This window comes from Nocardia arseniciresistens (assembly GCF_046764875.1).
GTDB lineage: Bacteria > Actinomycetota > Actinomycetes > Mycobacteriales > Mycobacteriaceae > Nocardia > Nocardia arseniciresistens.
Genome location: NZ_JBKORD010000022.1, coordinates 116,680 through 143,375, shown reverse-complemented (window position 1 = coordinate 143,375; position 26,696 = coordinate 116,680). Strand labels below are relative to the sequence as shown.

At 65.6% G+C, this 26,696-nt stretch carries 23 protein-coding genes; 6 read left to right on the top strand and 17 right to left on the bottom strand.

Going from position 1 to position 26,696, the window contains the following annotated elements:
* Positions 1 to 437: 437 nt before the first annotated feature.
* Entirely contained in the window at positions 438 to 1,466 is a 1,029-nt protein-coding gene (locus tag ACLMAJ_RS33370) for an AraC family transcriptional regulator (RefSeq protein ID WP_412017858.1), read from the bottom strand.
* Positions 1,467 to 1,915: 449 nt separating this feature from the next.
* Between ACLMAJ_RS33370 and ACLMAJ_RS33365 the strand changes: the two genes are divergently transcribed.
* Positions 1,916 to 2,587 (top strand): histone deacetylase, encoded by a 672-nt coding sequence (locus ACLMAJ_RS33365; protein ID WP_412017857.1) that lies wholly within the window; start codon positions 1,916 to 1,918, stop codon positions 2,585 to 2,587.
* A gap of 17 nt (positions 2,588 to 2,604) precedes the next feature.
* Here ACLMAJ_RS33365 and ACLMAJ_RS33360 read toward each other — a convergent pair whose 3' ends face one another.
* From ACLMAJ_RS33360 to ACLMAJ_RS33350, 3 genes are all read right to left on the bottom strand, one after another.
* Positions 2,605 to 3,234: an LUD domain-containing protein gene (locus ACLMAJ_RS33360; protein WP_412017856.1), complete on the bottom strand. Its 630-nt coding sequence runs from the start codon at positions 3,232 to 3,234 to the stop codon at positions 2,605 to 2,607.
* 458 nt (positions 3,235 to 3,692) lie between these two features.
* A complete protein-coding gene (locus ACLMAJ_RS33355; protein ID WP_412017855.1) occupies positions 3,693 to 3,896 on the bottom strand; it encodes a cold-shock protein in 204 nt (67 codons plus the stop codon).
* Positions 3,897 to 4,097: 201 nt separating this feature from the next.
* Positions 4,098 to 5,099, bottom strand: coding sequence for a saccharopine dehydrogenase family protein (locus ACLMAJ_RS33350; protein WP_412017854.1), 1,002 nt, complete (start codon positions 5,097 to 5,099; stop codon positions 4,098 to 4,100).
* A gap of 83 nt (positions 5,100 to 5,182) precedes the next feature.
* On the opposite strand from ACLMAJ_RS33350, the gene ACLMAJ_RS33345 reads away from it, so the two are divergent.
* Positions 5,183 to 5,773, top strand: coding sequence for a TetR/AcrR family transcriptional regulator (locus tag ACLMAJ_RS33345; protein ID WP_412017853.1), 591 nt, complete (start codon positions 5,183 to 5,185; stop codon positions 5,771 to 5,773).
* A gap of 182 nt (positions 5,774 to 5,955) precedes the next feature.
* On the opposite strand, the gene ACLMAJ_RS33340 is transcribed toward ACLMAJ_RS33345, so the two are convergent.
* Both ACLMAJ_RS33340 and ACLMAJ_RS33335 read right to left on the bottom strand, forming a co-directional pair.
* Positions 5,956 to 6,906 (bottom strand): alpha/beta hydrolase, encoded by a 951-nt coding sequence (locus tag ACLMAJ_RS33340; RefSeq protein WP_412017852.1) that lies wholly within the window; start codon positions 6,904 to 6,906, stop codon positions 5,956 to 5,958.
* Between the two features lie 64 nt (positions 6,907 to 6,970).
* Entirely contained in the window at positions 6,971 to 8,998 is a 2,028-nt protein-coding gene (locus tag ACLMAJ_RS33335) for a TerD family protein (protein WP_412017851.1), read from the bottom strand.
* 342 nt (positions 8,999 to 9,340) lie between these two features.
* Here ACLMAJ_RS33335 and ACLMAJ_RS33330 point away from each other — a divergent pair, with 342 nt between their 5' ends.
* Positions 9,341 to 10,024: a TetR/AcrR family transcriptional regulator gene (locus tag ACLMAJ_RS33330; protein WP_412017850.1), complete on the top strand. Its 684-nt coding sequence runs from the start codon at positions 9,341 to 9,343 to the stop codon at positions 10,022 to 10,024.
* 4 nt (positions 10,025 to 10,028) lie between these two features.
* Here the strand turns inward: ACLMAJ_RS33330 and ACLMAJ_RS33325 are convergent, their stop codons facing one another.
* Positions 10,029 to 11,741, bottom strand: coding sequence for an ABC transporter ATP-binding protein (locus ACLMAJ_RS33325; RefSeq protein ID WP_412017849.1), 1,713 nt, complete (start codon positions 11,739 to 11,741; stop codon positions 10,029 to 10,031).
* Positions 11,738 to 13,666 (bottom strand): ABC transporter ATP-binding protein, encoded by a 1,929-nt coding sequence (locus tag ACLMAJ_RS33320; RefSeq protein ID WP_412017848.1) that lies wholly within the window; start codon positions 13,664 to 13,666, stop codon positions 11,738 to 11,740. The genes ACLMAJ_RS33325 and ACLMAJ_RS33320 overlap by 4 nt, the downstream gene beginning before the upstream one ends.
* 173 nt (positions 13,667 to 13,839) lie before the next feature.
* On the opposite strand from ACLMAJ_RS33320, the gene ACLMAJ_RS33315 reads away from it, so the two are divergent.
* The gene (locus tag ACLMAJ_RS33315) at positions 13,840 to 14,643 is read left to right on the top strand and encodes an aminoglycoside adenylyltransferase domain-containing protein (protein WP_412017847.1); all 804 of its coding nucleotides are present in this window, start codon (positions 13,840 to 13,842) and stop codon (positions 14,641 to 14,643) included.
* Between the two features lie 252 nt (positions 14,644 to 14,895).
* On the top strand, positions 14,896 to 15,282 hold the full coding sequence (locus tag ACLMAJ_RS33310; RefSeq protein ID WP_423246482.1) for a DUF7144 family membrane protein: 387 nt from the start codon (positions 14,896 to 14,898) through the stop codon (positions 15,280 to 15,282).
* A 162-nt stretch (positions 15,283 to 15,444) separates the two neighbouring features.
* Here ACLMAJ_RS33310 and ACLMAJ_RS33305 read toward each other — a convergent pair whose 3' ends face one another.
* The 8 genes from ACLMAJ_RS33305 to ACLMAJ_RS33270 form a co-directional block, all read right to left on the bottom strand.
* Complete coding sequence (locus ACLMAJ_RS33305) at positions 15,445 to 16,590, bottom strand: acyl-CoA dehydrogenase family protein (RefSeq protein ID WP_412017846.1); 1,146 nt, start codon at positions 16,588 to 16,590, stop codon at positions 15,445 to 15,447.
* 190 nt (positions 16,591 to 16,780) lie between these two features.
* Positions 16,781 to 17,848 carry an alpha/beta hydrolase gene (locus tag ACLMAJ_RS33300; RefSeq protein WP_412017845.1) on the bottom strand — a complete coding sequence of 356 codons (1,068 nt, stop codon included), beginning with the start codon at positions 17,846 to 17,848 and terminating at the stop codon, positions 16,781 to 16,783.
* Positions 17,849 to 17,908: 60 nt separating this feature from the next.
* On the bottom strand, positions 17,909 to 18,808 hold the full coding sequence (locus ACLMAJ_RS33295) for a lysophospholipid acyltransferase family protein (protein ID WP_412017844.1): 900 nt from the start codon (positions 18,806 to 18,808) through the stop codon (positions 17,909 to 17,911).
* A 169-nt stretch (positions 18,809 to 18,977) separates the two neighbouring features.
* Complete coding sequence (gene hflX, locus ACLMAJ_RS33290; RefSeq protein WP_412017874.1) at positions 18,978 to 20,420, bottom strand: GTPase HflX; 1,443 nt, start codon at positions 20,418 to 20,420, stop codon at positions 18,978 to 18,980.
* A 201-nt stretch (positions 20,421 to 20,621) separates the two neighbouring features.
* Positions 20,622 to 21,503, bottom strand: coding sequence for a diaminopimelate epimerase (gene dapF / locus ACLMAJ_RS33285; protein ID WP_412017873.1), 882 nt, complete (start codon positions 21,501 to 21,503; stop codon positions 20,622 to 20,624).
* Positions 21,504 to 21,559: 56 nt separating this feature from the next.
* Positions 21,560 to 22,399: a TrmH family RNA methyltransferase gene (locus ACLMAJ_RS33280; protein ID WP_412017843.1), complete on the bottom strand. Its 840-nt coding sequence runs from the start codon at positions 22,397 to 22,399 to the stop codon at positions 21,560 to 21,562.
* The gene (miaA, locus tag ACLMAJ_RS33275) at positions 22,396 to 23,334 is read right to left on the bottom strand and encodes a tRNA (adenosine(37)-N6)-dimethylallyltransferase MiaA (protein ID WP_412017842.1); all 939 of its coding nucleotides are present in this window, start codon (positions 23,332 to 23,334) and stop codon (positions 22,396 to 22,398) included. Before miaA ends, ACLMAJ_RS33280 begins: the two co-directional genes overlap by 4 nt.
* Positions 23,331 to 24,110, bottom strand: a complete 780-nt coding sequence (locus ACLMAJ_RS33270) for a class III extradiol ring-cleavage dioxygenase family protein (protein WP_412017841.1) — start codon at positions 24,108 to 24,110, stop codon at positions 23,331 to 23,333. Before ACLMAJ_RS33270 ends, miaA begins: the two co-directional genes overlap by 4 nt.
* A 277-nt stretch (positions 24,111 to 24,387) precedes the next feature.
* Here ACLMAJ_RS33270 and ACLMAJ_RS33265 point away from each other — a divergent pair, with 277 nt between their 5' ends.
* Positions 24,388 to 25,779, top strand: a complete 1,392-nt coding sequence (locus ACLMAJ_RS33265; protein ID WP_412017840.1) for a DUF349 domain-containing protein — start codon at positions 24,388 to 24,390, stop codon at positions 25,777 to 25,779.
* A gap of 48 nt (positions 25,780 to 25,827) precedes the next feature.
* On the opposite strand, the gene ACLMAJ_RS33260 is transcribed toward ACLMAJ_RS33265, so the two are convergent.
* Positions 25,828 to 26,418, bottom strand: a complete 591-nt coding sequence (locus ACLMAJ_RS33260) for an Rv2732c family membrane protein (RefSeq protein ID WP_412017872.1) — start codon at positions 26,416 to 26,418, stop codon at positions 25,828 to 25,830.
* Between the last annotated feature and the right edge of the window lie 278 nt (positions 26,419 to 26,696).

Sequence of the window (26,696 nt, the reverse complement as noted above, 5' to 3'; positions counted from 1 at the left end):
CGGGGGGTATGCAAGGCCGGAACCAATTAAATAATTGGCACTGACATTCATCGACACACTATTGAGTTCTCAAAGAACACACGCACACACCATCGCCCAGATTTAATCTGATTGACCGGTGAGGCAGTTATTCGATCGTAGCTCAGCGTTGAGTCCGAACCAAATCGGGATCTCTACTGAACAAGGCGGCCAGGCGCTCCTCGTACTACCTCGTTTCCCAGGCCCTCCGCTCAGCGTTTCCGCTGTGCTTCTCGGCTCCGGGTCGGTGTCCGTGTCGCTCTGACTTGGAGAACATTACGTGACCGTTTGGCGAATTTGCAAATCGCCTGATTACCGGGGGTTTTGCATCCGAAACGGACGCCGCGCCACGATCATGAACGGGTCTATCCGCACCCTCGGTTTCGCCGCGAAACGCCGATGCCGCACTCCTCGACAGCTCAGCCCATGACGCCGACCAGACCGGAGGGGGTAGCCGCGGACACTCGCGGTGCCGAGGCACGGGCTCGGAACTCTTGTGGAGGACAGCCCTTCCATCGACGGAACGCCCGGATGAACGAGGCGGCCTCGGCATAGCCGAGGCGCGCCGCGATCTGCTCGGTGGTCATATCGGTATGGGTGAGCAGCTCCTCGGACATCATCTGCCGCACCTCGTCGACCAGCGTCCGAAAAGAAGCCGCCTCATCGTGCAACCGGCGCGAGAGCGTGCGCGGACTCATGAACAGCGCGGTGGCGACCGCGAGCTGATCGGGAATCTCGCCGGGATTGCGAATAAGCAGGTCTCGCACCGCCCCGGCGACACCGGTCCGCGCACGCCGAGTGCTCAGCAGGGCGCGGCACAACTGCTCACAGGTGCCGCGCGCCCAGTCATTGGCCTGCGGCATGACAATGTCGAGGTAGGCGCGGTCGAAAGCCAGTTCATTGATCTCTGCCTCGAATTCCGGTTCGAGTTCGAAGACTTCGCGGTGGCGGGTGGTGTTCGCGGGCGCCGAATGCCGAAAGCGGACACCACACATCGGGATGCCGGCCGAGAACATGCCTTGGCCGATCGTGTGGATGCCGGTCATGATGCGTTCGGTGAGGAAGCCGCGCAGATCCTCGGGAATCACCGAGTCGTCGAAGCGTAGCCGCGCCTGACCGTCGACCTCGGCAAAGGTGAGCTGACCGAAGACGAACGCGAGGTCGACATGGCGCAGTGCCACGTCTACCGCGTCACGGAGTGTCCGACTGCTGATCAGTGCCAAACCCCACGCTCCGTACATCGACACGTAGCACCGGCGACCCGCTTCGATGCCGAGACCGGGCTCGGCACCGAAGCGGGCGAGCAGGTTTCGTAGCACTCGCAGCTCCTCGTGCGTGGAGATCTCGACACTCGGGTCGACCACCGCTTCGGGAAACAGGGACGTTCCCTCCAGACAGGCCACGGCGCTCATGCCACGCTCGGCCGCCAACTGCATCAGCACACGCATACTCGAGGTACTGCGCCGTAGATCCCAATCGAACAAGTGAACTGCGTCCTCATCGAAGCCGGTTGGTGTCTCAGTTGGCGAAACTATCAATCTGCGACCCGCACCCGTCGGTAAATGGACAAGATCTTGTCCCAGAGGCGAGCGAGGCCTTCTACGCACCGCTGGAACCTGCGGGACATGCGACGGTCGCTTCGGCAGTTTGCGCATTGCCACGCGCGTCCAAAGCTTGGTCACCCGATCGCGCTCGGCCACCGCGGCAACGCTCACATCGGCGAACCCGTTCTCCGCGAAATGGTTATCCCGCAGTTGTCCACTTCCGCCCACACCGGTACCGGACGTGCTGACGGTCGTGTGCCGCGACTGAGCCGCCCCCATTGGTTCTGCGCGGGCTGATCGTGGCGTCGCGTTGCAGCGAGGCGGGCCGGGCCGCATTGCCTATCGTTGAGGTGATGCCTAGCGACGATATTTCCGGTGCGGCGGAACGATCCGAAGACCGGACCGGTCTGGTCTGGTATGCGGCCTACGGGTCGAATATGCATCTGCCACGGTTGCGGTGCTACCTCGCTGGCGGCACCCCTGCGGGCGGCGCCCTGGCTCTGCCCGGCTGCCGCAACCCCGCCGACCCGGTACGTTCCGTCCCGATCATGCTGCGCGGCCAACTGTATTTCGCGACCGAATCCTTGGTCTGGACCGGCGGCCGAGCCTTCTACGATCCGGTTGCCCCGGGCGCGACCGCCGTCCGCGCCCACCTGATCACCGCCGCGCAGTTCTCCGATATCGCCGCGCAGGAGATGTACCGCGAGCCCGGCACCGACTTGGACATGACCGAGGCCATCACGTCGGGTCGCAGCACGCTGGGCCCGGGCCGCTACGAAACACTGGTCTGCGCAGGCACTTACGACGAGTACCCCGTCCTCACCCTCACCGCCCCTTGGCATTGCGCCGACGTTCCTGGCAATCCACCCGCCGCCGCCTATCTACGCCATCTATCCGCCGGTCTGGCCGATTCGCACGGATGGACCACGGAACAGATCGCGGCCTACCTAGCGGCGTGCCCGGGCGCGAACATCGGCTGGACCGTCAGCTCCATCGCGGCCCTACTCTCGTCGAGTGGCACCTGAGCGACGCCGCTGCCGGTTCAGAATCCGATGGCTTCGCGAAGCAGTAGGACGGTGCCGCGCCCGGGGTGGGGTTCCGCGTTGAGGACGAGAAGGCGGTTGATGGCGCTCGGCCGCCCGTAAACCCCTTGGGCGCGGTCGTTTTCCAGCGGCAGGACATGGTCTTCGAGGCGGCGCAGCGCGGTACTCAGATCGGGTACCACCTTCTGCGCCCCGACGATCCAGATCGCGTTGGCAGCGCCGCCGGCGTAGGCGGGTAGCTGGCTTCCGCTGGCCGAGGCGACCACGAGGGAGCCGGTTTCGGTTACCGCGGCGACGCTGCCCACGACAACGTCGGGGCTGGCGAGCAGCCGCCGGATGTCATCGACGCCGGTGACCCGGTCCATGGTCAGTACACGTGGCTTGATGGCCTGGTACCGCTCGCTTTTGTTGATGTCCTCATCGATACCGGAAAGGCGGAGGGTCTCGCTGGCCGCGGTGAACACGCTGGCGCCCTCGGGTATCAGATCTTTGACGCGGGCACGCGCCGCGGCGACGTCGTCGAGGGTTTCGACGGTGAAGCCGTTTGCCGTCAGCGCGGCGGCGGCCCGCGCCAGGCGCTGCGCGGGCGCAGGGTCGGCGAACAGTGCTGCCGGGGTCTGGGTAGTCATGGTTTCTCCTGAGCGGGTCGTGGTGTCGCGGTGTGGCGATGCCGGACGGCGCTACCCGTTCCGCGACGCGGTGACGGCGGCTTTATGTGTCAGGCCAAAGCTCATCGTCATGATCAGTACGACGACACAACCCCTCGAAATGTGAGGCGAGGCGCCAACTTCACAGTCCGGTGCGCTGTTTCGTCGGACCGGTGAGGAAGAGGCAGCCGGAGGAGTGGGCGGCAGCCGGCACGAAAACCATTACCAGTTCAGAAGTCGATATCTCGTCGATGTCAGTACACGCCCGAAATGCCAAGTGGAGCAGGCGGTTCACGCCCGGCGCGGAGGTGAAGAAGTATCCCGTCGAAGTCGCCCGCGGGGTTCAGGCTCTATCCGCACCTGCGATTCAACACAGGAAGGGCGCACAAACGGGTACGCCCCTCTCACCAGAAGGTGGGAGGGGCGCTTATCCGCCTTGATCAGATGGCGCGGACGTCCGTGGCCTGCGGGCCCTTCTGACCCTGCCCGACCTCGAACTCCACACGCTGTCCCTCGTCGAGGGACTTGAAGCCCGAGCCGCCAAGAGCCGAGTAGTGGACGAAGACGTCAGGACCGCCGCCGTCCTGCTCGATGAAGCCGAAGCCCTTTTCCGCGTTGAACCACTTCACGACACCCTGCGTCATATTTTCTCCTTCTAGCTGTGTTTTGATTCGGTCCATGGGAATGATGAAAAAGTCTGGACTCGGTGACCAGCATTCCATGCCCACCAGCAGCATCGTTAACGAGGACGTGCTGACTGTGCGCAAAAGCATCCCCTCCCCCTTCTCGACCCGCCGGATCGAGCGCGACCGACGGGCGTAGCAGGGTGCGGACCGGGCTCGTCTCTAGACCGTTTCGAAGGTGGTGCCGATCTCTGCCATCCGCTCGACGACGTAGACGGGGTCGAGCAATGCCTCCGGAGTGTGGATGCCCGGCGCCACGGGTTCGCCGCGCAGACCCAGCAATCGTTCGACACCGAGTGCGACGCCGAGAGCGGTCCAAGGGCGCTGACCGGCCGGATGGGCGACGTAGCGGCTCGTGGTGAGTGGTGCACCCGTCGGATCAGTTCCTTCGATGTCGATCCGGACCTCGGCGGAAACGGGTTCACCACGGCGTCTGCCCGCGGATTCACCGACCGCGAAGTCGAAGCGAACGTTCGGCGCCCCCGTCGCGAGAGCCAGGCTCGGCACGTCGAGGACGGCGATGCTCTGACCGGGCAGGACGGTGCCGTCGACACTGGCCACACCCGCCTGCGCGTCGGGCCCGTCGACCCAGGTGAAGATGCTGTCGCGGCGCACCAATCCCGCAGAGGTGACCTCCGACCAACGCTGCAAATCCGCTATCCCCGCGGGCCCGCCGATGTCCGATTCGTCCAGCACGGCACCTATCCGAATGGTGTCGATCCGGTCGAAATCCCGGGCCGAGTCCAGTGCCGCGAGGACGACCAGACCGGCGCAAAAGTGACTGGCCACCAGGATCGGTGCAGCATCTGCCCGTTGCGCGCCCGCGACGACCTCCGGTGCGATCTCCACCAGACCGCTGGAGATGCTGAGGTAGGGCAACCCCCTGCGCTGCGCGTAGCGCAGGCCGTGCAGACGGTTGTCCCACAGTGCCGCGACCACAGCCGAGTAGCTGTGGTCGGTGGAGAGACCGAGATCGCTCCGCTGGAGATCAATGGTCACGGCTGTCGCGGCACCGAGTTCGTCGGCGACCTGCTGCGCGCGATCGAGATCACGAGCCGCGATTGTCAGCGGCAACGTCGGATACCACCGACGCAGGACGGCGGCTGCTCCCGCACCCGCCTGACCCGAACCGCCCATGATCAGTACTGATTTCGACTGCTCCACCGTGGATTCCTCACATCGCCGACAACCTACATTTTGTAACCTACACTTTGTAGCTAAGCTGGGCCTCGAACGCAAGGAGGACGATGAACCCAACACCGACCCGCCTGTCCAAGCAGGCCAGGCGCGAGCAGTTGCTCGACACCGCGATGGCGATCGTGCGTGTCAAGGGCACCGACGATCTGACGCTGGTCACCCTCGCGGAGGCCGCCGGAGTGAGCAGGCCCATCGTGTATGACCACTTCGGCGTCCGCGCCGGCCTGCTGCTCGCGCTCTACCAGCAACTCGACGAACGACACCGGGCGGCGACAGTACAGGCGTTGCGGGGTGCCGCACCCATCCCGGAGGAGATCGCCCGCGTCATGAGTACCGCGTACTTCGCCTGCGCCACAGACATGCCGGAGTTCAACGCCATTTCCGCTGCGCTGAAAGGAAATCGGGAGATGGAGGCGATCCAGCACGAGATGTTCGACAGCTACACGGAGTTGATGGCCGCCGCGCTGCAGCCGCACTCCAGCCTCACGACCGATGCGCTTCGGCTGCACTGCGTCGGCGTGCTGGGTGCTGCCGAGGCGATTGCCGCAGAGCTGAATCGAGAGCGGACAACCGCCGCCGACGCGGTCACCGCACTGACCGACCTGATCGTCGGCAGCCTCGCCACCAGGTCCGGCCGATAGCGTCCGAACAAGGAACCCAGCTCTCGCGGGCTACGCGACGTCGGTGTCTTCGCCGATTACCGAGTTGATGATCTGGCCCGGGATCGGTTCATCGCGACCATCTGGATCGCCAGACTGCGCTGGCCCGCGGCTTGCGCAGCCACGCGGTGAGATTTTGTGGCGTCGGTGATTTTGCCGGTCCTTCACGCACCGAGCGCGCGAGCCAAGTGCGGCCAAGAATCGTGCAGGTCGGCTTCGAACTGCCCCCAGGTGTGCGAGCCCTCGGGGCGGTTTACGTGCACCGCAGGCAAACCGAGCTCGGCGAGCCTGCCCGCGAAGGCCGCCGTGCATGAACTCGCGATCGCCTCGATCGGAGGAAAGGGCAGCCCGCCTTCATCAATCACGCCCGGCGTGCCGGTCGCAGCCGACAGATAGATGGCTTTGCCCGCAAGAGCCGAGGCGTTGGCAAACGCGTCGTGCGCCCGCCACACCGCTTGCCCCAGCGCACCCCACATATTGACCGGGTTGGCCCCGCCGCGTCCTACCTGAGCGATGACCATCGCCACCCCGAGGGCATCCGATGTCCAAGGGCACCCACTGTAAGCCGCCACGGCGCTGTACATATCGGGTGCCTGAATGGCGAGATCGACCGCGGACGCCGCACTCATCGACACGCCCGCGATCGCATTCCGCCCGGTGCTGGCGAGCTGTTCATCGAGAACCGCGGGCAGCTCCCGCGTGAGGTAGGTCTGCCAGCGGTTGCGGCCGATAGCCGGGTCGTCGGCGAGCCAGTCGGTGTACATGCTGTACGCGCCACCGACCGGCATCACCACATTGACATGCTTGTCGGCGAAGAACTCTCGGACATCGGTGTCGTCCCACCAGGAGATACCGTCCGCGCCACCACCGAGACCGGTGAGCAGGTACAGCGTCGGGGCTGAGCGACCCGCCGCATGAATCACCCTGTTGCTCACCACGCGATCCATGGATGGGGAATAGACGTCCATCCGCGATACGGAGGCGTCCAGGGCAACCTTGTCGACCAGATGTGCACCCGTCGGGACCGCTGAGGCGGGGGAAACGGATAGGACGAAAACCGAAACAACGGCCACCAGCGTGCTGACGAGTACCGCCAAATACCTTGAAGCCCTCATGTTTCCGTTGTACCCGAGGTTTGCGAAAGTAGTCTCCCGCACGGAAGTCTCGATGTCCGGTGGGTCACTTGCCGGTGGTCGGCACGGCATCGGGCGTCGGCTGTTCGGACTGCTTCGGGGCAGCGGGCACCCATCCGCGCAGCGGTTGCATCACCGGTCCGTAGAACGTATCGACCGCCGACGTCACGCTGGCGATGAAGCTCGCCGCGGTCCCGGATCGCCTGCTGCCCATCGGAAAGCTCTGTTCCAGTGAGAAGGACACGATCGTGCCGGGACGTCCCGCTGTCAGCACCTTCGGATCCGCGCGCACCTTGTCGAGGTGTTCGCATACCTCGGTGCCCCGCTCCGAGAAGGCGGCTTCGACCTGGACGTCGCCCGGCGCTTCCTCGAGCTGCCTGAGCAACCACGACAATCGACGGCCCGCAGTTCCTTCATTCGGCGCGCCGAGGGTGGTGTGGCAGCGAATCCTGTTGGTCCGGACGTCCGCGACCACAACCAGATCGCCTGCGGTGTCGGGGATGCGAAGCACGGCCTCGAAGGTCCCGTCGGCCGCCAGCCGCTCCGCGACGGCGGCGTTGCGGGCGGTCGGATCGGTGTAGTGCCGCCGGGGCAGGATGTGCTTGACGGTCACACCGAGTTCGGCAGTCAGTCGCAGCGCGAGGTGCCTGGACAGCGACACCCACTTATCGGCCACGGTCAGGGCCTTTTGGTCGCCCGCGCGGAGGATGCCCGCGGTCACCGCCTCGCGGACGGCAACCCAATGCCGGCCCATGTCGACGAACTCCGAGGCTCCGGACCGTGGGTGGTCGAGGTAACGCAGGAACTCGCTCAGGATCCACGTGTGCATGTCGTTGTCGATATCGCCGTGCGAGAGCAACATTCGGGCCTCGTGGGCCACCTCCGCCCAGGACAAGTGCCGCAGCTCGACCTTGGTGAGCTTGCGGCGATCGACCTCGACAGGAAGTTCCCCGGGGCCCGCGGGGATGTCATTCGACAGACTGACCACCGCGTCGTACTTCTTCTTGCGCGCCACATCGAGGTAGCTTTCGAGCTGATCACGCCTGAGCTTGCCGTTGCCGGTTTTCACCTCGAGCAGTCCGGTCCACACCCGGCCGCCCCGCAACACTTTGAGGACCGCATCCGGGACGACCGACGATTCACCGCGTTCGTACTGCACCTCGACGAACCCTTCGAAGGCTCCCACCGGCGCGCCCATCCGCGCACACACTGCCCGCGCGAACGGACGCACGACCTGCATTGTCGCCACGAGGGCCGAGGTCGCACGCCGCTCCTGCTCCTCCCCTGCACCGACCCCTATCACCGAGAACAGGCGAGCGGGCTGCCAACTGTCGGCTTCGGCGAGCTTGAACTCGACCGGCTTGCCCTTCGTCGGCCGCCGCTTGGCGGTGCGCACACCTTGGCTCTTCGCCGTCGTTCGCGCGTCCGGTCCGTTGGGCTGTTCGCGCGCAGGATCCGGCGTGACAACGCTGGCTGGAGCGGTCGGCTCCGGATCGCTTACGGGTGCGGCGAGGGCCGATTCGGTGACTTCGTGTTCGGCATCCTCGTCGACATCGACACCGAAATCCGTCGCCAGACCGGCCAAACCGGACTCCCAGCCCTGCCCTACCGCCCGCACCTTCCATTCGCCGCCACGGCGATAGACCTCACCGAAGACGAACGCCGATTCGGTGGTCGCATCGGCTGTGGCGTACTCCGCTAACGAATGCCCTGCCGCGTCGACGACACGGAGCGTGAGTTTGCCGAGATCCCCGAAGGTTCCGCTGCTGACGCTGCCGACGAGCGCCACGGTGTGGACGTTGCTCGGAACGGTCGCCAGGTCGATCCCGATCCGGGCCTGCGCACCCTCCTCGGTCGCACTCGTACCCATGAACCGCACCGAACCGTCCGGCGATTCCGGCTGGTTGTAGAAGACGAAATCACCATCGGAACCGACATTTCTGTCAGCCCCCAGTAACAGCGCCGATGCATCGACCTCGATCTCCGACTCGGTCCACCCGATCACCACGTCGACGCGGACGACATCGTCCGGCAATGGAACGTTCTGACCCTTGGACAGCATCGGAGACATCACAGCACTCACCCTTCTGGTGAATCGGCACGCACAGTCACAGGCAAATCCGGGTTCAGCCAGTCCGAATGCTGTCCCCTCTTGCAGCGGCACCGCACATCGGGCGGCGATGCAGTGGTAGTCGGACGAGACGATCCTCCTGTTACATGCCTCACACGCGTGTCACGTTCGTGCGCAATGCTTTCGGGAAACGTTGAGCTGGCTACCTCCAAACCCGTGCCGTGCGAAAGCACGGACAAGGGGTGTCTTGTGCGGAGATGGAAAGGCTGAGGATTTGACCGGCTCCCGAGGGGCGGATCACCGGTGCGCTCGTGGCTTCGACTCATCGTGGAGGAGGATGGACAGATGCCCGCAGACGGACAGCGTACGAGGAGCGTCGGCCGACCGCCGCGCTTGTCCCTGGAGGCGATTATCGCCGCGGCCGATCACATCCTGGAGACCGAGGGGCCGGAAAAACTGTCGATGCGGCGGCTGGCGAATGAGCTGGGTAGTGCGCCGATGACGCTTTATTACCATGTGCGCGACAAGGACGAGTTGCTGCTGCTTGTGCTCGAGGCGCACGCCGAGCACATACCGCACCCGGAGCTTCCCAACGATCCTCGTGAACGGCTCACCGCGACAGCTCTGTTGCTCTACGAATTGCTTGCCGAGCGGGCCTGGATTGTCGAGGTACTGACTGCCGACGACCTTTTCGCTCCCGCCGCCCTGTGGTTCGTCGAAACGATGATCGGCGCCGCCGTCGAATACGGCTGCACACCTGAAGAAGCCGTCGACGTCTATCGCACGATCTGGTACTACATCGTCGGTAACCTGATTATCGGCGTGAACAGCGGACGTCGTCGGGCCCGGACCGGCAAACCGATCTATCGCGACCAAGCCGTCGTTGATCTGGCGCCTGGCACCCACCCGAATCTCGCGGCGGTCGCTGATCGCTGGGCTGAACTCTCTACCCGCGATTCGCATCGACTGGGGCTGACGGCGATCGTCGACGGATTGCTGCCGATCCGCCCCGACGCGGGCGACAGCTGACTCGTCAGCTCGTTACCGGTGTCATGGAAACTTCCCAGAAATCGGCGTAGGGACCACCTCGGCCCAGCAGTTCGTCGTGGCTGCCTTCTTCCACGATCCGACCGCCGTCCAGGAAAACGATGTGGTCGGCACTGCGGACGGTCCGCAGCCGGTGCGCCACCATGACTACCGTCCGGCCTGCCATCAGACGTTCGATGCCCTCATGGACGGCTACCTCGTTCACCGGGTCCAATGCTGAGGTCACCTCGTCCAGCAGCACGACGGGGGCATTCTTCAGCAATGCCCGTGCGATCGAAACCCGTTGGCGCTCACCACCGGACAGGAGCGCGCCGCCCTCGCCGACGTTCGTCGCCCAGCCGTCGGGCAAGCGCTCGATCACCTCGTCCAGGCGCGCCGCGGACGCTGCCGCGCGCACCTCGGCCTCGTCAGCGTCGGGGCGGCCGAGACGGATGTTCTCCTCGATCGTGCCGTCGAAGAGGTAGACATCTTGGAAGACGATGGCGATCTGCTCCATCAATATCTCGGTACTGATCGAGCGCACGTCGACGCCTCCCACACGCACCGCGCCGGCGTTCACGTCGTAGAACCGTGCCAGCAGCTGAAGCAAGGTGCTCTTACCCGCACCCGACGGTCCGACAACGGCAAGCCGTTGTCCCGCAGGCACGGACAACGACACGCTATCGAATACCGTGCGGTCGCCGTGTCGGAAGGTGACGGACTCGAACTCCAGGTCGTGGCGTATCGGCTGGATCGGTTCTGGAGCTTCGGCCAGCGGCTCGGTGTGCAATAACGTGTCCAGTCTCGCCAGCACGGAACGCGCGCCCCGGAGTCGGCCACTGATACCCGCCAGCGACAGCAGTGGGTCCGCGCAGCGGGCGGCCAACACCAGGATCGTCAAAACCTCTGCCGCACCGATGTTTCCGCCGAGCGCGAGGTAGGTGCCGAGGAACAACAGCACGGTGAACATCGCCTGCACCGCGACCGTCAAGCTGACTACGCCTGGCAGCGCCGAGAGTGCGGAACGGTGGGACGCTCGCTGGAGTTCGTGTAACGAGTCGTCGAGCAATCCGAAGCGTTCGACGGTCCGGCCGCCGGCGCGCAGCACCGGCTGGGCCTGGAGATATTCGATGACGCGCCCGGTGGCCTCGTCGCCGCGTTCGATGCGCTCCGCATCGCTGGCGGCCATCGAGCGTCCCGCCCTGACCTGGATTGCCGCCACGACCGGCACAGCGATCAATGCGGCCAGCCCCAGCTGCCAATTGAAGGCAAGCATCACAACAACGATCGACAGTGGAGTCACCGCGGCGGAGATGAACGGTGTCAGCAAATGCGCGATCACCGCCATTGCCTCCAGCACACCGCGGCTGGCCAGGACGGACACCTCCCCTACGCGGCCTGTGCTGTACCAGCCCAGCGGCAATCGGGCCAGATGATCGCCGAGCCGGTTATACATACCCCGCAACAGCGTGGTCCCGACGCGGAAGCCGGACAGATCGCTGATGTAGCGCAGCGCCGCGTAGACCGCGACCGCGGCGCCGAAGGCGAGCAGCCAGGGCCAAGCGCCCGTCGGCTCGCTCCCGAACAGCGCCTGTAGCACCGGAACCAGCAGTGCGTAGGACAATCCTTCGACTACCGCGGTCGTCGTCATCAGGGCCACAGTGCGACGCACCGGCTCGGCGTGCTCGGGTCCCAGCACCCGCAGCAGCATTCGAATCATCGGAGTTCGTCTCCTTGCGATGTCTGATCGGCGATATTCGTCGACCCCTGAATGGCAGCGCTGCGCTGCCTGAGCTCACGCCGCACACGGTGTTCGCCGACCCCGTCTGCCGCCTTCGAATGGGTTTCGATCTCGTCGGCGATCGCCGATCGGTGGGATTGCCAGAACGCGGCGAACTTTCCGTTCTGGTCCAGCAGTTCGGCGGGCCTGCCGCGCTCGGCGATCGACCCGTTCTCCAGTACCACGACGGTGTCTGCGTCGGCGACTGTCTCCAGACGATGGGCGATGACAAGAATGGTCCGATCGCCCGCCAGGGTCGAAAGTGCCTGGCGCACTGCGTGCTCTGTCTGCGGGTCGGCGAATGAGGTCGCCTCGTCGAGTACCAGGACGGGTGTGTCGGCGAGCAGTGCGCGGGCGAGTGAGATCCGCTGCGCCTCACCACCGGATAGCTTGACGTCTTCGCCGATCACCGTCTCGTATCCGCGTGGCAACTCGAGGATTCGATCGTGAATATTCGCGAGCCGGGCGGCACCCACCACGTCGTCGAGGTCGGCTTGCGGTACCGCAAGCGCGATATTGTCCGCGACCGACGCGCGCAGTAGGCGAACGTCCTGGAAGACGAAGGACACCATCCGGTAGAGCTGAGTGCTGCCGAGCTCGCACAGATCGACACCACCCAGAACGACCGAACCACTGGAGGGGTCGAAGAACCGCGGCAGCAGCTGAACCAGAGTGGATTTGCCACTGCCGGACGGTCCGACGATCGCGGTTACCGTCCCCGGCTCGAGCACCAGGTCGATCCCGCGCAGCACCTCGTGATCAACATCGTAACCGAATCGGACGTCACGCAGTTCGACCCGGTGCCCCTGTGGTACGACCGGGTGCGCAGGCTCCGGAAGCGACCGCACCGCAAGGACATCCCGGATTCGGACGACCGCGCGCCGAGCGGCTTGCATATCGTCGAAGCCGTGACCGAGGGCCGCCACTGGCGCGGTCAGACCCAATCCCAGCAGCACGAAGGGCAGCAGGTCGGCCGGTGCCATGCCACCGTTCGTGATCAGAGCCGAACCGCCGATCAGCACGATAAGCAGCACGAACGGCGGCGAAAGCGCCAGCTGCATCCCCGCGGCGATCCCGGAGATGCCGCGCACCCACCGGTAGAAGATGCCGACGAAATCGTCTGTGGCCGTGCGGAATTTGCGGTGGGCGCGCCCGGATCCGCCGAACGCCTTGACGACCGCGATGCCCTGCACGAACTCGACGGCGGAACTCGCGATCCGTCCCATGGCCCCGTCGAACTCCTCCTGCTCGCGCAGCCGGGTCGGGGTCATCATCAGGGGGACCAGCGCCACTGCAAGCAGCACCGGGATCAGCGTGATCAGGGTGAGCCGCCAATCGACGGTGAACAAGTAGATCAGCGACACCAGCGGCACCACGAATGCGGAGACGAGCTCGCTGGGAGTGTGGGCGATGAACGGGTGCACGGCACTCACGTCCTCCCCCACTACCTGCGCCAGCTCACCGGTTCGGCGGCGAGCGAACCAGCCGATGGGTACGCGCCCCAGCCGCGCCGCCAGTTGCCGACGAAACGACAGTTGCACCCGACCGTCGAGAAGGTGCCCGATGCCGGAGGATGCGGCAGTGAACAGGAGTCGGACGAACATGCCGACCGCGCCCGCGATCACCACGATCCAGACATGACCGTGATCGATCAGGTTGGGCGACAACAGAGTTCGACCCAATTCGACGACCGCAAGCAGCGGCGCCAACCCTGCGACAGCGCCGATGACCTGAAGGATCGCCACGGTGGCGAAACTCCCCAGGTAGGGGCTCAGCAGCCCCGCCAGACTTGGTCCGGCCGCGGAATCGACGTCGGATGGTCGGGTGGATTGCTTGCCGGCCTCGGCAAGGTCAGTAGTGATCATCGCTATCCCGTCAATTTTAGTACGCGTACGAACAGGGTACATGGATGGCCTGCTGCACGGGTCCGCCTCTTCCACGACCTGGGCGAGCACTCTCGGCAGAACAGGTTTTGGCGATGACGAGGGTTCCATTTCGCTGGCAATGCAGCGGTTGACCTGATGGATACCCTGGCCCCATGCCCCGCTCCCTCGTAGACCCGCAAGCGGTACCCGCCGAGCTGCGTCCTTACCTGGCAGACCTCGTCCAACGTGCTCACACCATCTGCGGGCCGCATCTGCTCAGCGTTTTCGCGGTTGGGTCGATCGCGCTAGCGGATTACCGCCACGGACGCAGCGACATCGACGTGAACGTTGTTGTCGAGCCGTCGCTACCCAGACATTCCGTGCGCGAACTGGCCGAAGCGCTCACCCACCGTGCCCTGCCATGTCCTGCCGATGGGCTGGAACTGGTCGTTTACGATTCGTCTTTTGCGCTCCGGCCATCCGGTGAGGCCGGATACTTGCTGGATCTCAATACCGGTCCGCTGCTGCCGAATCGCGCCAGCTTCGATCCGGCCCGATCACCGGCCTTCTGGTACGTCATCGATCGCTCCATCGCGTATCAAGCCGAATGTCTTCTCTTCGGGAACCCGGTGCGGAAGGTGATCGCGACACCATCGCCGCGCGACCTTCTCGCCGCGATCCTTGCCTCGGTGCGCGAGCACACCACAGGAGAAGGGCACCTAACCGACAATCAGGTGCTCAACGGCTGCCGCTCGGTCACGTTCTGCCGCACCGGCCGATGGATGTCCAAAAGCAAAGCCGCACAGCTGATCATGGGATCCGAGCAAGATTTCCGCACCCTCATCGAAGCCGCACTGCGCAGCTTCGAACTCCCCCGCACGGCTGCACACACGCTGCCAACGGCGGACGTGCAGACCTTCTCGACATGGGTCCGCGAACGTGTCGAAGAGGCCGCCACACACCGCGCGCCGGACTGAGCTGGGTAATCGACTGCTCCCGCCCCGAGGTAGCCGAGCGGTTCGCGACGGTACCGGCAAATCGCCCGACATGACACGCGGGCCAACTACTGGCAACCCGGCCGCAGCGGACACGCCGACCTCGCCGAGGGATGGTCGGCACTGGACTGGATATCGCGAACTTGCCTGCGATTTATCCAGTGGCGGTGCATCCTGAGGTCAGGGGCGGGCTCCTACATAGGGAGATGAACCGTCGTGACCGAGAGATCGAGCATTAAGCAAGGTATTGCCGCTGGCACCTCGATGGCTGCCGGGGTGCTCCTGGCCACCGCAGGTGTACTTCAACTTCTGCAAGGAGTTTCGGCGCTGGCCAAGGACGACATCCTCGTCGTCGGGGCGAATTACAGTTTCAGCTGGAGCGTTACGACGTGGGGCTGGATCCATGTCGTGATCGGCCTGCTGATCGCTGTCACCGGGCTCGCGTTGGCCGGTGGCGCGAGCTGGGCACGAGTCACCGCGATCTTCATCGCGGCGCTGTCCATCATTGCGAACTTTTTGTGGCTGCCCTACTACCCGGGATGGTCGATTCTGATCATTTCTCTCGACATCGTCGTCATCTGGGCGGTCGCTACTTGGGACACCGGGCGCGTGCGCACTTAGCACCGGGCCTGCGAGCACTCAGCGGCGGTGAACACGCCGCGTGATCGACGCTGGAGCCCACCGCGGCGGTCCGTGCGCCACCGCGGCAAACCGGATCGAAGTGAACGACTCCAGTCGACGAGCGGTGCACCGGCCGCCGACTGGAGTCCGAAACCATTGGTATCAGGACAGTTTCAGGGACCGCCCGATGATTTCCTTCATGATCTCGGTCGTGCCGCCGTAGATCGTCTGGACGCGAGCGTCCATGTACGCCTTGGCAATCGGGTATTCCTTCATGTACCCGTACCCACCGTGCAACTGAAGGCAGCGGTCGATGAGGTCGACCTGTTCTTCGGTGCTCCACCACTTCGCCATCGCGGCGTCTTCGACCGAAAGCTTGTCCGCGTTGAGGTCTTCGATGAAGCGGTCGACGAGGACTCGGACCGCGGTGGTCTTGGTGGCCAACTCGGCCAGGACGAAGCGGGTGTTCTGGAGGGCGCCGATGGGCTTGCCGAAGGCTTTGCGGTCGCGGACGTATTGGATGGTCATGTCGAGACATGCCTCCATTGCGCCTGCCGCCATGACGGCGATCGAAAGGCGTTCCTGGGGCAGGTTTTGCATGAGGTGGATGAAGCCCATGCCTTCGGTGCCCAGGAGGTTTTTACCGGGGACGCGAACGTCGGTGAAGCTGAGTTCGGCGGTGTCTTGCGCCTTGAGGCCGAGCTTGTCGAGGTTGGCGCCGCGTTCGAACCCGGGCATACCGCGCTCGACCACGAGGAGGCTGAAGCCCATGGCGCCCTTTTCGGGGTCGGTTTGGGCTACCACGATGACGATGTCGGAGTTGATGCCGTTGGTGATGAAGGTTTTGGCGCCGTTGAGGATCCAGTCGTCGCCGTCGCGGACCGCGCGGGTTTTGATGCCCTGGAGGTCGGAGCCGGTGCCCGGCTCGGTCATGGCGATGGCGGTGATGATTTCGCCGGAGCAGAAGCCGGGAAGCCAGCGCTGTTTCTGCTCCTCGTTGGCGAGATCTGCGAGGTAGGGGGCGATTACGTCGTTGTGGAGGGTGAAGCCGAGGCCGGAGTATTGGCCGCGGACGGTCTCTTCGGAGATGATCGCGTTGTAGCGGAAGTCCTTGACTCCGCCGCCGCCGTATTCCTCGGGCATCGCCATGCCGAGGAATCCCTGCTTACCTGCCTCGAGCCAGACGTCGCGGTCGACGATGCCCTGGTCTTCCCACTTCGCGTGATTCGGCGCGACGTGCTGATCGAGAAACTTGCGGAACGACTCCCGGAACAGATCATGTTCGGGTTCGAATAATGTGCGCTCCACGCCAACCTCCTAGTGACCACAGCGGCCGGTCAACACCGACCCGTCGTTGCCACATACGGTACCCGGAAAGAGAATGCCAGTTCACTTCGCGTCCGAAATTCGTTGTCTCACCTGGTTCAGCAGCAAGGAAATCCGCAGCAGATCAAGATTCCCGGCAAACGCTTCGATCGAGACCCGACGACCACCGGACTCAGAAGGGGAGGCCGAGGCCCTTCGCGAGTACCGGCCAAGATGCGACGAGCTCGTCCTGCCAGTAGCCCCAGGAATGCGTGCCTGTCGGCCGGAAGTCGTAGGTGGCGGGGATACCGAGCTCGTCGAGACGGTTTTGCATGTTGTGGGAGCAGTAGTCGGCGGCGGCTTCGAGGCCCGCGCCGAGGGTTACCTGGTTCGCCAAGCCGCCGACGCCGGGGAGGGCGTAGGGGCCGTCCAGGGTGTCCCACTGGCCCGGGATGCCGGAGCCGCTGGAGATGAACAGGTTTGTGCCGCGCAGTTGGTCGGCGTGGAGGTAGGGGTCGTTGGCGGCCCACATCGGGTCGTCTTTGGGGCCGTACATGTTCTTGGAGTTGCCTCCGCCTACGGCGACGACGGCGTTGACGAGGTTCCAGCCGATGGGATCGCTGATTTGGGCGCATCCGCTGTAGGCGGCGGCCGACTTGAACAGGCCCGGCTCGGCGATGGGGAGTTGCAGGACGGAGGTGCCCGACATCGATAGGCCCACGATCGCGTTGGTGCCGTTCGCGCCGAGCGCACCGTCGATCAGGGGCGGCAGTTCTTCGATGAAGAAGGTCTTCCATTTGTTCACGCCGAGGACGGGGTCGGGCTCGCGCCAGTCGGTGTAGTAGCTCCACGCGCCGCCGACGGGCTGGATGACGTTCACGTCCTTGTCGGCGAAGAACTCAGAGGCGGAGGTTTTCACGTCCCAAGTGGCGTTGTCTTCGCCGCCGCCCGCGCCCGATAGTAGGTAGAGGGTCGGTCGCGCCACAGAGGCGTCGGCGGGGCGCTGCACCTTGACTTCGATGTTCTTGTCCATGGCGGCGGAATACACCTGGAGGACGATATTGCGGTCGTCCAGGATGGAAAAACTGTCGATGTGTGACCCGTCCGAGGCACGAGGGGAGGCGAGCAGTGAACCGGAGGAAATGATCGGGTCCGACGATGCGGCAGTGGCGATGGAGATCCCACCCGACGCCACAGGCACCCCCAGAAACACCACTATCGCACTCGCCGCTACCGCCGTTCGTCTCCGTGTCCCTGGCATTGGACCACCGTAGCTGGCGCTAACCAAGAATTTGCTGACAACGCAGGTTGGGCCCGGTCGTCACCGATTCAACAGCCCGCGCAGCCGACCGATCAGGGTTCGCCCGGAATCGCGCTCCCGCTCGGTGAAAAGGAACCGTAGTTCCTCCTCCAACTCTTTGCGCACCACATTGCGTAACTCCAACGCGGCTGCATGCTTGTCGGGCGCATCGAGCCACGGCGCGGGGTCGATAGGGGTACCTGCGGAGAAGTAGAACCGCTCCGGTCGCGGCAGCAGGGTCGGGCCGATGCCACGGATAAGCGGCGGGGTCAGGTCCTTGCTGAGGCCCAGAGCCTCGACCGTCCAGCGAAGCGGTCGCAACACCGGGTGGTCGCCATCGAAGACAATGTCGTAGGCGTCGTCTACGCCGATCATCGCCACCGGCACGATGGGGGCGCCCGCCTCGATCGCCATGTGCGCGAATCCGGACCGCCCTTCCCATTTCAGAGCGTATTTCTCGTTCTTGCGGCGGACCGCCTCGCGACCGCCACCAGGGAAGACGATGACGGCCTCGCCACGGGCCAGCAATGCCAGGCAGTTACGTCGATTGCCGCGGACCGCGCCGAAATGGTGCAGCAGGTCGCGCACGCCGGGGACCGAGATCAGCACGTTCTCGGCCAGGCCGCGGATCAGCCTGCCGCGGCGACGCAGGATCTCCGGCAGCAGCAGGGGCGCGTCGATGCCGCCCATCAGGTTGTGGTTGCCGACCAGCAGCACCGGACCGTCGGTGGGGATGTTCTCCAGGCCGTAGAAGCGCGGGCTCGTCCAAGCGCGTAGTGGTGCGAGCAGGGTTTCGAGCACCCGCAGATCGGTGTCGGTCAGCGAAACCGAAAGCGGCGCACCGTCACTGAGCATGGCGCGTGATGCGTCACCGGACGGCCGATCGCCGGAATCGGGCGAACCGGAGTTGTCGTGCGACATGGAACCCTCCCTGATGTCGATTCGACGACAATAACCAACGAAATCCACTGAATCGCACCGGTTGTGCGGCCGGAACGCAGGAAACCCGCCGACCAATGGTCGACGGGCCGCACATGCTCGCACAACGGGATGGTGAGCGTTTCGTCACACTCCAGCCCCGCAGCGGAAATCAGTCCGGCACCACGCCGGACCCCGCGTGGGCGTACTCCGACAACGCGGCGGCCAGTGCGTGCGGAACCAGTGCCCGCACCCGCGTGCCGCCCTCTTCATGGGTGGTTGCGGTGATCCGGCCGTCCGCATGAATGCGGGCAAGCAGATCGCCTCGGGAGTACGGCAGCAGCACGCTGACCTCGACATCGAGTCCGCCGAGGACCTCGGCGAGCCGCTCACGCAGCGCCGCGATGCCCGCGCCGGTACGGGCGGACACGTAGGCCGCGTCGGGCAGCACCCCGCGCAAGCGGGTGAGCTCCACCGGATCGGCCGCGTCGATCTTGTTGACCACCAACAGTTCCGGCGGCGCGGCCGATCCCGACTCCTTGATCACGTCGGTGATCACCTCGCGGACCGCGTTGATCTGTTCCGCGGGCAACGAATCGGCACCATCGACGACGTGCAGCAGCAGGTCGGCTCCGGTGACCTCCTCGAGAGTGGACCGGAACGCCTCGATCAGCTGGGTCGGCAGGTGGCGGACGAAACCGACGGTGTCGGTGAACACGACCTCGCGACCATCGTCCAGGTCGGCCCGCCGGGTGGTCGGATCGAGGGTGGCGAACAGTGCGTCCTGCACCAGCAGCCCCGCGCCGGTCAGCGCGTTCATCAGGCTGGATTTGCCCGCGTTGGTGTAGCCGACGATCGCGACCGACGGGATGCCGCTGGAACTGCGGCGGGCCCGCTTGGTGTCGCGCGCGGTCTTCATCTCCCGGATCTCGCGACGTAGCTTGGCCATCCGCTCGCGAATACGGCGACGGTCGGTTTCGATCTTGGTCTCACCCGGACCACGCAGACCGACACCACCGTTGCTGCCCGCGCGACCACCGGCCTGCCGGGACATGGACTCACCCCAGCCGCGCAGTCGCGGCAGCATGTATTCCATCTGGGCCAGCGCGACTTGCGCCTTGCCCTCGCTGGAGGTGGCGTGCTGGGCGAAGATGTCCAGAATGAGCGCGGTCCGGTCGATGACCTTGACCTTGACGACCTTCTCCAGCGCGGTGAGCTGCGCGGGAGTCAGCTCGCCGTCGCAGATCACGGTGTCGGCACCGGTCTCGACCACAACGCCGCGCAGTTCTTCGGCCTTGCCGGAACCGATGTAGGTGGCCGGGTCCGGCTTGTCTCTGCGCTGGATGAGGCCCTCGAGCACCTCGGAACCGGCGGTCTCGGCGAGTGCGGCCAACTCGGCCATGCTCGCCTCGGCCTGCACCGTGCTGCCGGAGGTCCAGACGCCGACCAGCACCACGCGTTCCAGGCGCAACTGCCGGTACTCGACCTCGGTGATATCGGTGAGCTCGGTGGACAGACCAGCGACTCGGCGCAGCGACGTGCGGTCTTGCAGCTGCATCTCGCCGACCGTTGGGTCCGCGGACTTCGATTCCCGAGTCCAGCCCGAACGCGCCATGCGCGCCTTGTGCTCGGCTACTACGTCGCCGATATCGGCGCCCTCGTCGAAGGTCGCTTCATCGGCGGCCTCGGTGAAGTCGTCATCGTCGGGCGCCGGTGTGAATTCATACGTCTCTTGTTTCGTCATACAGCATCCATGGTCCCACGACTGACCGACAAGGCGCATCCGAGTATTACGGTGCGGCGCCGGACAGTGATTTCAGAGCGTCTGCCACCACTGCCCGGCGATACGACCGGAGGCGACGAGCACCGAGGGGCCGCGCAGCTGCGCGGAGCCGTCGCGAAGGGTCACAGTGACCTCGCCACCTGGAATTCGAACCCGGACCTCGCCACCGTCGGTGGCGATCGAGAAGCCGGCGCCGGCCAGCGCCGCCGCCGCGGCCGCGACGGTTCCTGTTCCACAGGAACGGGTTTCGCCGACACCGCGTTCGTAGACACGCATCTCGACGGAGTTGTCGGCGTCCAGCGCGGTGACGATTTCGACGTTGACGCCGTGCGGGAACATGTCGGGGTCGTAGCCGGGAGAGGCGGTGAGATCGAGCTTGGCGAGGGCGTCGCTGGACAGACCGGGATCGACACAGGCCAGGTGCGGGTTGCCCACGTCGATACCGATTCCGGCGAAAGCCCAACCGGTGACGGTGGCGGTCGAGGGGCCCAACTCGCGTACCACCCCCATATCGACGGTGACATCGCCGTTGACCGGATCCGCGGCGTGCACGGTGACGGGCCGAGCCCCTGCCCTGCTGCCGACCACGAACCGCATGCGCGATTCGAGGCCGCTCGTGACCAGGTAGTGGGCGAATACCCGGACACCGTTGCCGCACATTTCCGCGATCGAGCCGTCCGCATTGCGGTAGTCCATGAACCAATCGGCCGCGGCGATACCTTCCGGGATTTCGGCGAGCACACCGCGGTCGCGCAGGGCTCCGGCGCGCCCCGCGCGCAATACTCCGTCAGCGCCGAGGCCGCGCCGGCGATCGCACAGCGCGGCGACCCGCTCCGGGGTCAATTCCAGCCGAACCTCCGGGTCGGGCAGCACCACGAAGTCGTTCTGGGTGCCGTGCCCCTTCGAAAATTCGATGTCCGCCACGTTCCCGTTCTCCCTCTTCTGTGTGCTTGCACCGATTCGCGCGTGCGTCATCTGACAAACGTCCGGCGCTGACGGGAAATTTCGTACAGCGTGGCCGCCGCGGCAGACGGCGCACCGAGCGAGCTCGCCGTGCCGCCCATAGGTATGTAGACCATGTCGTCGCAGGCTTCCTGCCAGGCCGCACTCATACCGCTGGTCTCGTTGCCGATCACCAGGATGGTCGCCTCGGTGAAATCGTGGTCGTACACCGCGCTTGCGCCGTCCTCGTCGGTGCCGACGATGCGGGTGGGGATGCCGCGGCGCACCTGGCGGTCCCGGAATTCGAGCACCTGCGCGGCCCCGGCGGCACGGAACACCGGCACGGCGAACAGCGAGCCGGTGGAGGCGCGCACGGCCTGTGGGTCATATTGGTCGGCGCCGTGACCGGTCACGATCACTGCGCTGCCGCCGAAGGCATCGGCCGACCGAATCAGGGTGCCGAGGTTGCCCGGTGAGTTGGGGCGGTCGAAGACCACGACGACCGGCGGCGCGTTGTCACCGGGCTCACCGGGCTCGAAGGTGTCCAGTTCCGGCTGCCGCGAGACCGCGACAGCCACCAATTCCGGTATGCCGGTGGCCTTTTCGCCGAGTTCGGCCATCAGCTCCGGAACGAGGCCGACCTGCGGGACGCCGCTGGTTTCGAGCAGTTCGCGCGCCCAGCTCGACAGGTCCGGCGTGCCGAGCCGGTAGAGCATCGTCTCCAGCGGCCAGTCGTTGGCGAGCGCCTGGGTGATCGGGCGCACACCCTGCACGAGGAAGCGGCTGTCGCGGTGGCGTTTGGTGCGATTGTTGAGGTACGCCTGCCAGACCTGGACCGAGGCGTTGCGGGTACTCACACGTCTTGTCACTGCGGGGTCCGTTCTCTGTCGTCGAGACGTGGTGCTTCGAGCAGGGACAACGCCGCGGTGACCAACTGCGGGTCCGCGCCGTCCAACCAGCGCACCCTCGGATCTCGCCGAAACCACGAGCGCTGTCGCCGGACGTAGCGTCGCGTGCCGATCAGGGTGCGTTCCCGCGCGTGATTCAGGTCGTATTCGTTGTCCAGGTAGGACAGGACTTGTGCGTAGCCGATGGCCCGGCGCGCCGTGACGCCCTCGCGCAGGCCGATATCGATGAGGCCGCGTACCTCCTCGACGAGTCCCGCCTCGAACATCAGCGCGGTGCGTCGCTCGATGCGCGAATCCAGTTCGGCGGTATCGCGATCGACACCGATGATCACCGTGCCCCAGCGCGGTTCGCCGATGGCGGGCGCGGAGGCCGCGAACGGGCGGCCGGTGATTTCGACGACTTCGAGTGCGCGCACCATCCGCCTGCCGTCGGTGGGCAGGATGGTCGCCGCGGCGGCGGGATCCGCCGCGAGCAGCGCCTCGTGCACCGCGACGAGGCCCCCCTCGGCGAGCAAGGTCTCCCAACGGGCCCTGACCTCCGGGTCGGTGGCCGGGAACTCCCAATCATCCAGCAGCGCTTGGACATACATCATCGAGCCGCCGACGATGACCGGCGTGTGCCCGCGCGCGATGATCGCGGTGACGTCTGCGGTCGCGGCGGCCTGATAGGCGGCGACGGTCGCGGTCGCGGTGACATCGAGGACGTCGAGTTGGTGGTGTGGGATGCCGCGACGCTCGGCGGGGGCGAGTTTGGCGGTGCCCACGTTCATGCCTCGGTAGAGCTGCATCGCGTCGATGTTCACGATTTCGCCGTCGAGACGCTCGGCGAGGTCAAGGCCCAGATTCGATTTGCCGGTGGCGGTAGGGCCGACGACGGCGACCGGGGTGATCGTCACGATGCGTCACCTCGGACCGGGCGCCACACACTCACCTGGTAGCCGACGCCGAAAGGCGCGTCCTGATAGAGCGTCTCGACCGCGGGGTCGCTCGGGTCGGCGGCGAAGAGCCCGGCAAGCACCTGGTAGGCGGCTCGTCCCGACATCGCCAATTCCGCGCATAACGCCGGATCCAATGCAAGCAGTCCCGCTCGATCTCCTGAAGCGAGCGCTCGATCGAGATCGTCCTGGACAGCGCTGGCACGCGAATCCAGATATCCGGGCGAAGCCGTCGACAGCGTCGCGGCGCCGTCCGCGATCACCAGCACCCCCAATGGCTCCGGTACGTCGTCGAGCACAGCCCGCAACTCGATGCCGATTTCGGCACAGCGGGCGGTCGACGTATCCGCGGCGACAATGCGCGCCGAGGCCGCCGTACTCGGCGCGACCTGGCCCCGTAACCATCCAGCGATCAGTGCCGCCAGCGGAAGTTGAGGGTCAGGCACATCCTCGGCAGACTTTGTCGAGAGGCCTGGATTCGATAGTGCGACGCGGGTATCGACACCGAATCCACGAAATGTGCCTTGTGTGTCAGGGTCGAACAGCTCATCGGTGACCCCGGTACCGACCACCATCCAGCGGTGCGTATCCGCCAAAGCACCAACGGCCTCCAGCGCGGCCGATCGCAGCAATGCGGGCGCGCTGACCGGATCGGCCCCGGTCACACGTGCGATACCGCCGCAGAGCTCGGGCACCAGGATCGGCGGCGACGGGACCAGGGCCGCAATGGAGAACACGCGGGTAACCGTAGTCGTTCGCGGGACCGGTGCGATGCACCGCGGGTACCGGTCCCCGACCCACCCCGCGGCCGATCGGGTTCGAGTGTCTCTGCCGCAAACTTGGCCGAGATTGATAGTGTTCGAGGTGCTACAACCCAGGTCATCACGGGTTGGCTTCCCTGGAAACCACTCGTGCGAAGACGTCGATTGATAGTTTCCAGGGCTCGAACCGGGTTCAATGGGATGAGCTAGGGCGTAACCAGGCAGCCGTGACGCGCGGCAGGGACGAGGAGCAATGACGGACAGCAACGGCACCGCGAAGGCCACCCCCGGCATGACAGCGCGGCCCTCGGACGTCCCCAAGCCCGGCGCCCCCAAGCCGGGCGCCACCCAGGCCCATCCCAAGCCGCATGCCATGAAGCCGACTCCTGGCGTCGCACAGCAGCATCCACATCCCGTGCACGTCCCGACCGCCAGCGATCCCGCCGAGTGGGGCCGCGTCGACGAGGACGGCACCGCGTGGGTGAAGACCGCCGATGGCGACCGCGTCGTCGGCTCATGGCAGGCCGGTGACGCCGCCGAGGGTCTCGCGCATTTCGGCCGCCGCTTCGACGACCTGGCCACCGAGGTGGCGTTGCTGGAGGCACGGCTGGCCGCTGGCGCGGACGCTCGCAAGACCAAGGCGGCCGCGGTCACGCTCGCCGAATCGCTGCCAACCGCCGCGGTCATCGGCGATATCGACGGGCTCGCTCGCCGACTTGCCGTGATCGCCGAGCACTCCGAAGAGGCGGCTGCGCACGCCAAGGAGGAGAAGGACAAGGCAAGGCACGAGCACACCGAGCGCAAGGAAACCCTGTGCGCCGAGGCCGAGAAGATCGCGACCGAATCCACCCAGTGGAAGGCCGCCGGCGATCGGTTGCGCGAGATCCTCGACGAGTGGAAGTCGATCCGCGGAGTGGACCGCAAGGTCGACGACGCACTGTGGAAGCGCTACTCCAAGGCTCGCGAGGCATTCAACCGTCGTCGTGGCGCGCACTTCGCAGATCTGGATCGAGAACGTTCTGCCGCGAAGACGCGCAAGGAAGAGCTCTGCGTGCGTGCCGAGGAGCTCTCCGACTCCACCGACTGGATCGGCACCGCGGGTGTGTTCCGTGACCTGCTCGCCGAGTGGAAGGCGGCGGGCCGCGCGCCGCGCGAAGCCGACGAGGCGCTGTGGCGGCGATTCAAGAGCGCCCAGGATGTGTTCTTCGCCGCGCGCAATTCCGCCGTCACCGAACGTGATGCGGAGTTCGACCACAATGCCACCGCCAAAGAAGAACTGCTGCGCGCCTACGAGCACATCGATCCGGACAACGGCATCGATGCCGCAAGGAACTCGCTGCGCGAGTTGCAAGACAAGTGGGACGCGATCGGCAAGGTGCCACGCGAGCGGATCCAGGAGCTGGAAGGCAAGCTGCGCGCCATCGAGAAGCGGGTGCGCGACGCGGTCGATTCACAGTGGCGCCGGTCCGATCCGGAGGCGATGGCCAGGGCGGCGCAATTCCGTGAGCGGGTAGCGCAATTCGAGGAGCAGGCGGCCAAGGCGACCGCGGCGGGCAAGAAGCGTGACGCCGAGAAGGCTCTGGAGCAGGCCAAGCAGTGGCGTGAATGGGCCGAAGCGGCAGAGGGCGCGGTCAGCAACCTCTGATCGTCAGTGCGGACGCAGGCTCGAACATGCTGCGCAAAGACGCTGTGATCAGATGCCGCGGTTGCGTCGGTCGCGTTCTTCGGCCGCGGCGGAGGCGACGCGGCGCTGTTCTTCGGCGGCCAATTGCAATGCGGTGCGGCTCCATACGACGCGCACCCAGTGGAAGGTCAGCACGATGACGGCAAGTGCGCCCAGAATCAGTCCGATGCCCGGGCCCGCGCCGTAATAGTTCGCGCCGCCGGGGCCGCCGACGCCGGGGGTCTGCCGGTGCCAGATGGCGAAGACGCCGAAGACGCTGGCGACCGCGGATCCGGCGACCGCGATCCAGGCCAGCGCCCAGCGGCGGGTCATCAGAGCCAGCAGCGAGAAGCCGATACCGAAGACGACGACGAACCAGACGAAGACTCGCGACGGCAGGCCGATGTGCTCGAAACTCGCGGCGCCGGTACCGAGCAATACATCGAAGCCGCGCGCGGTTCCGGCGTGCGGCAGCACCAGCGACAGCAACAGTACGAACACCGCGCCCGCGACAACCATCGCCCGCACGCCCGGGTCGATCTCACCGGCGACGCGGCGTTCGACGGCGTCGAGGTCGTCGCGGAACTGCTCGAAGTCTTTGCTGCTCTCGACCGAATTCACTGAGCCCTCGTTCCGTTCGGCGTCGTCATGGTCGGCACTGCCGGAGTCAACTGTGCCATCGCGACCTTCGACACCAGATGCCGACCCACTACGCGAGGTAGTACTTGCCGTCGATTCCTCGCCAACCGGATCCGAATCCCCCTCGACCGCAGGCGGATTCACATCGTCATCATCGCGACCGGACACCGGATCGACTCCCCCGGATCCGCGCACCCCGTCGCCGAGCTCGCCGCTCATACCGCCTCCTCGCTGACATTCGGCTTCGGCATACGCGAGGC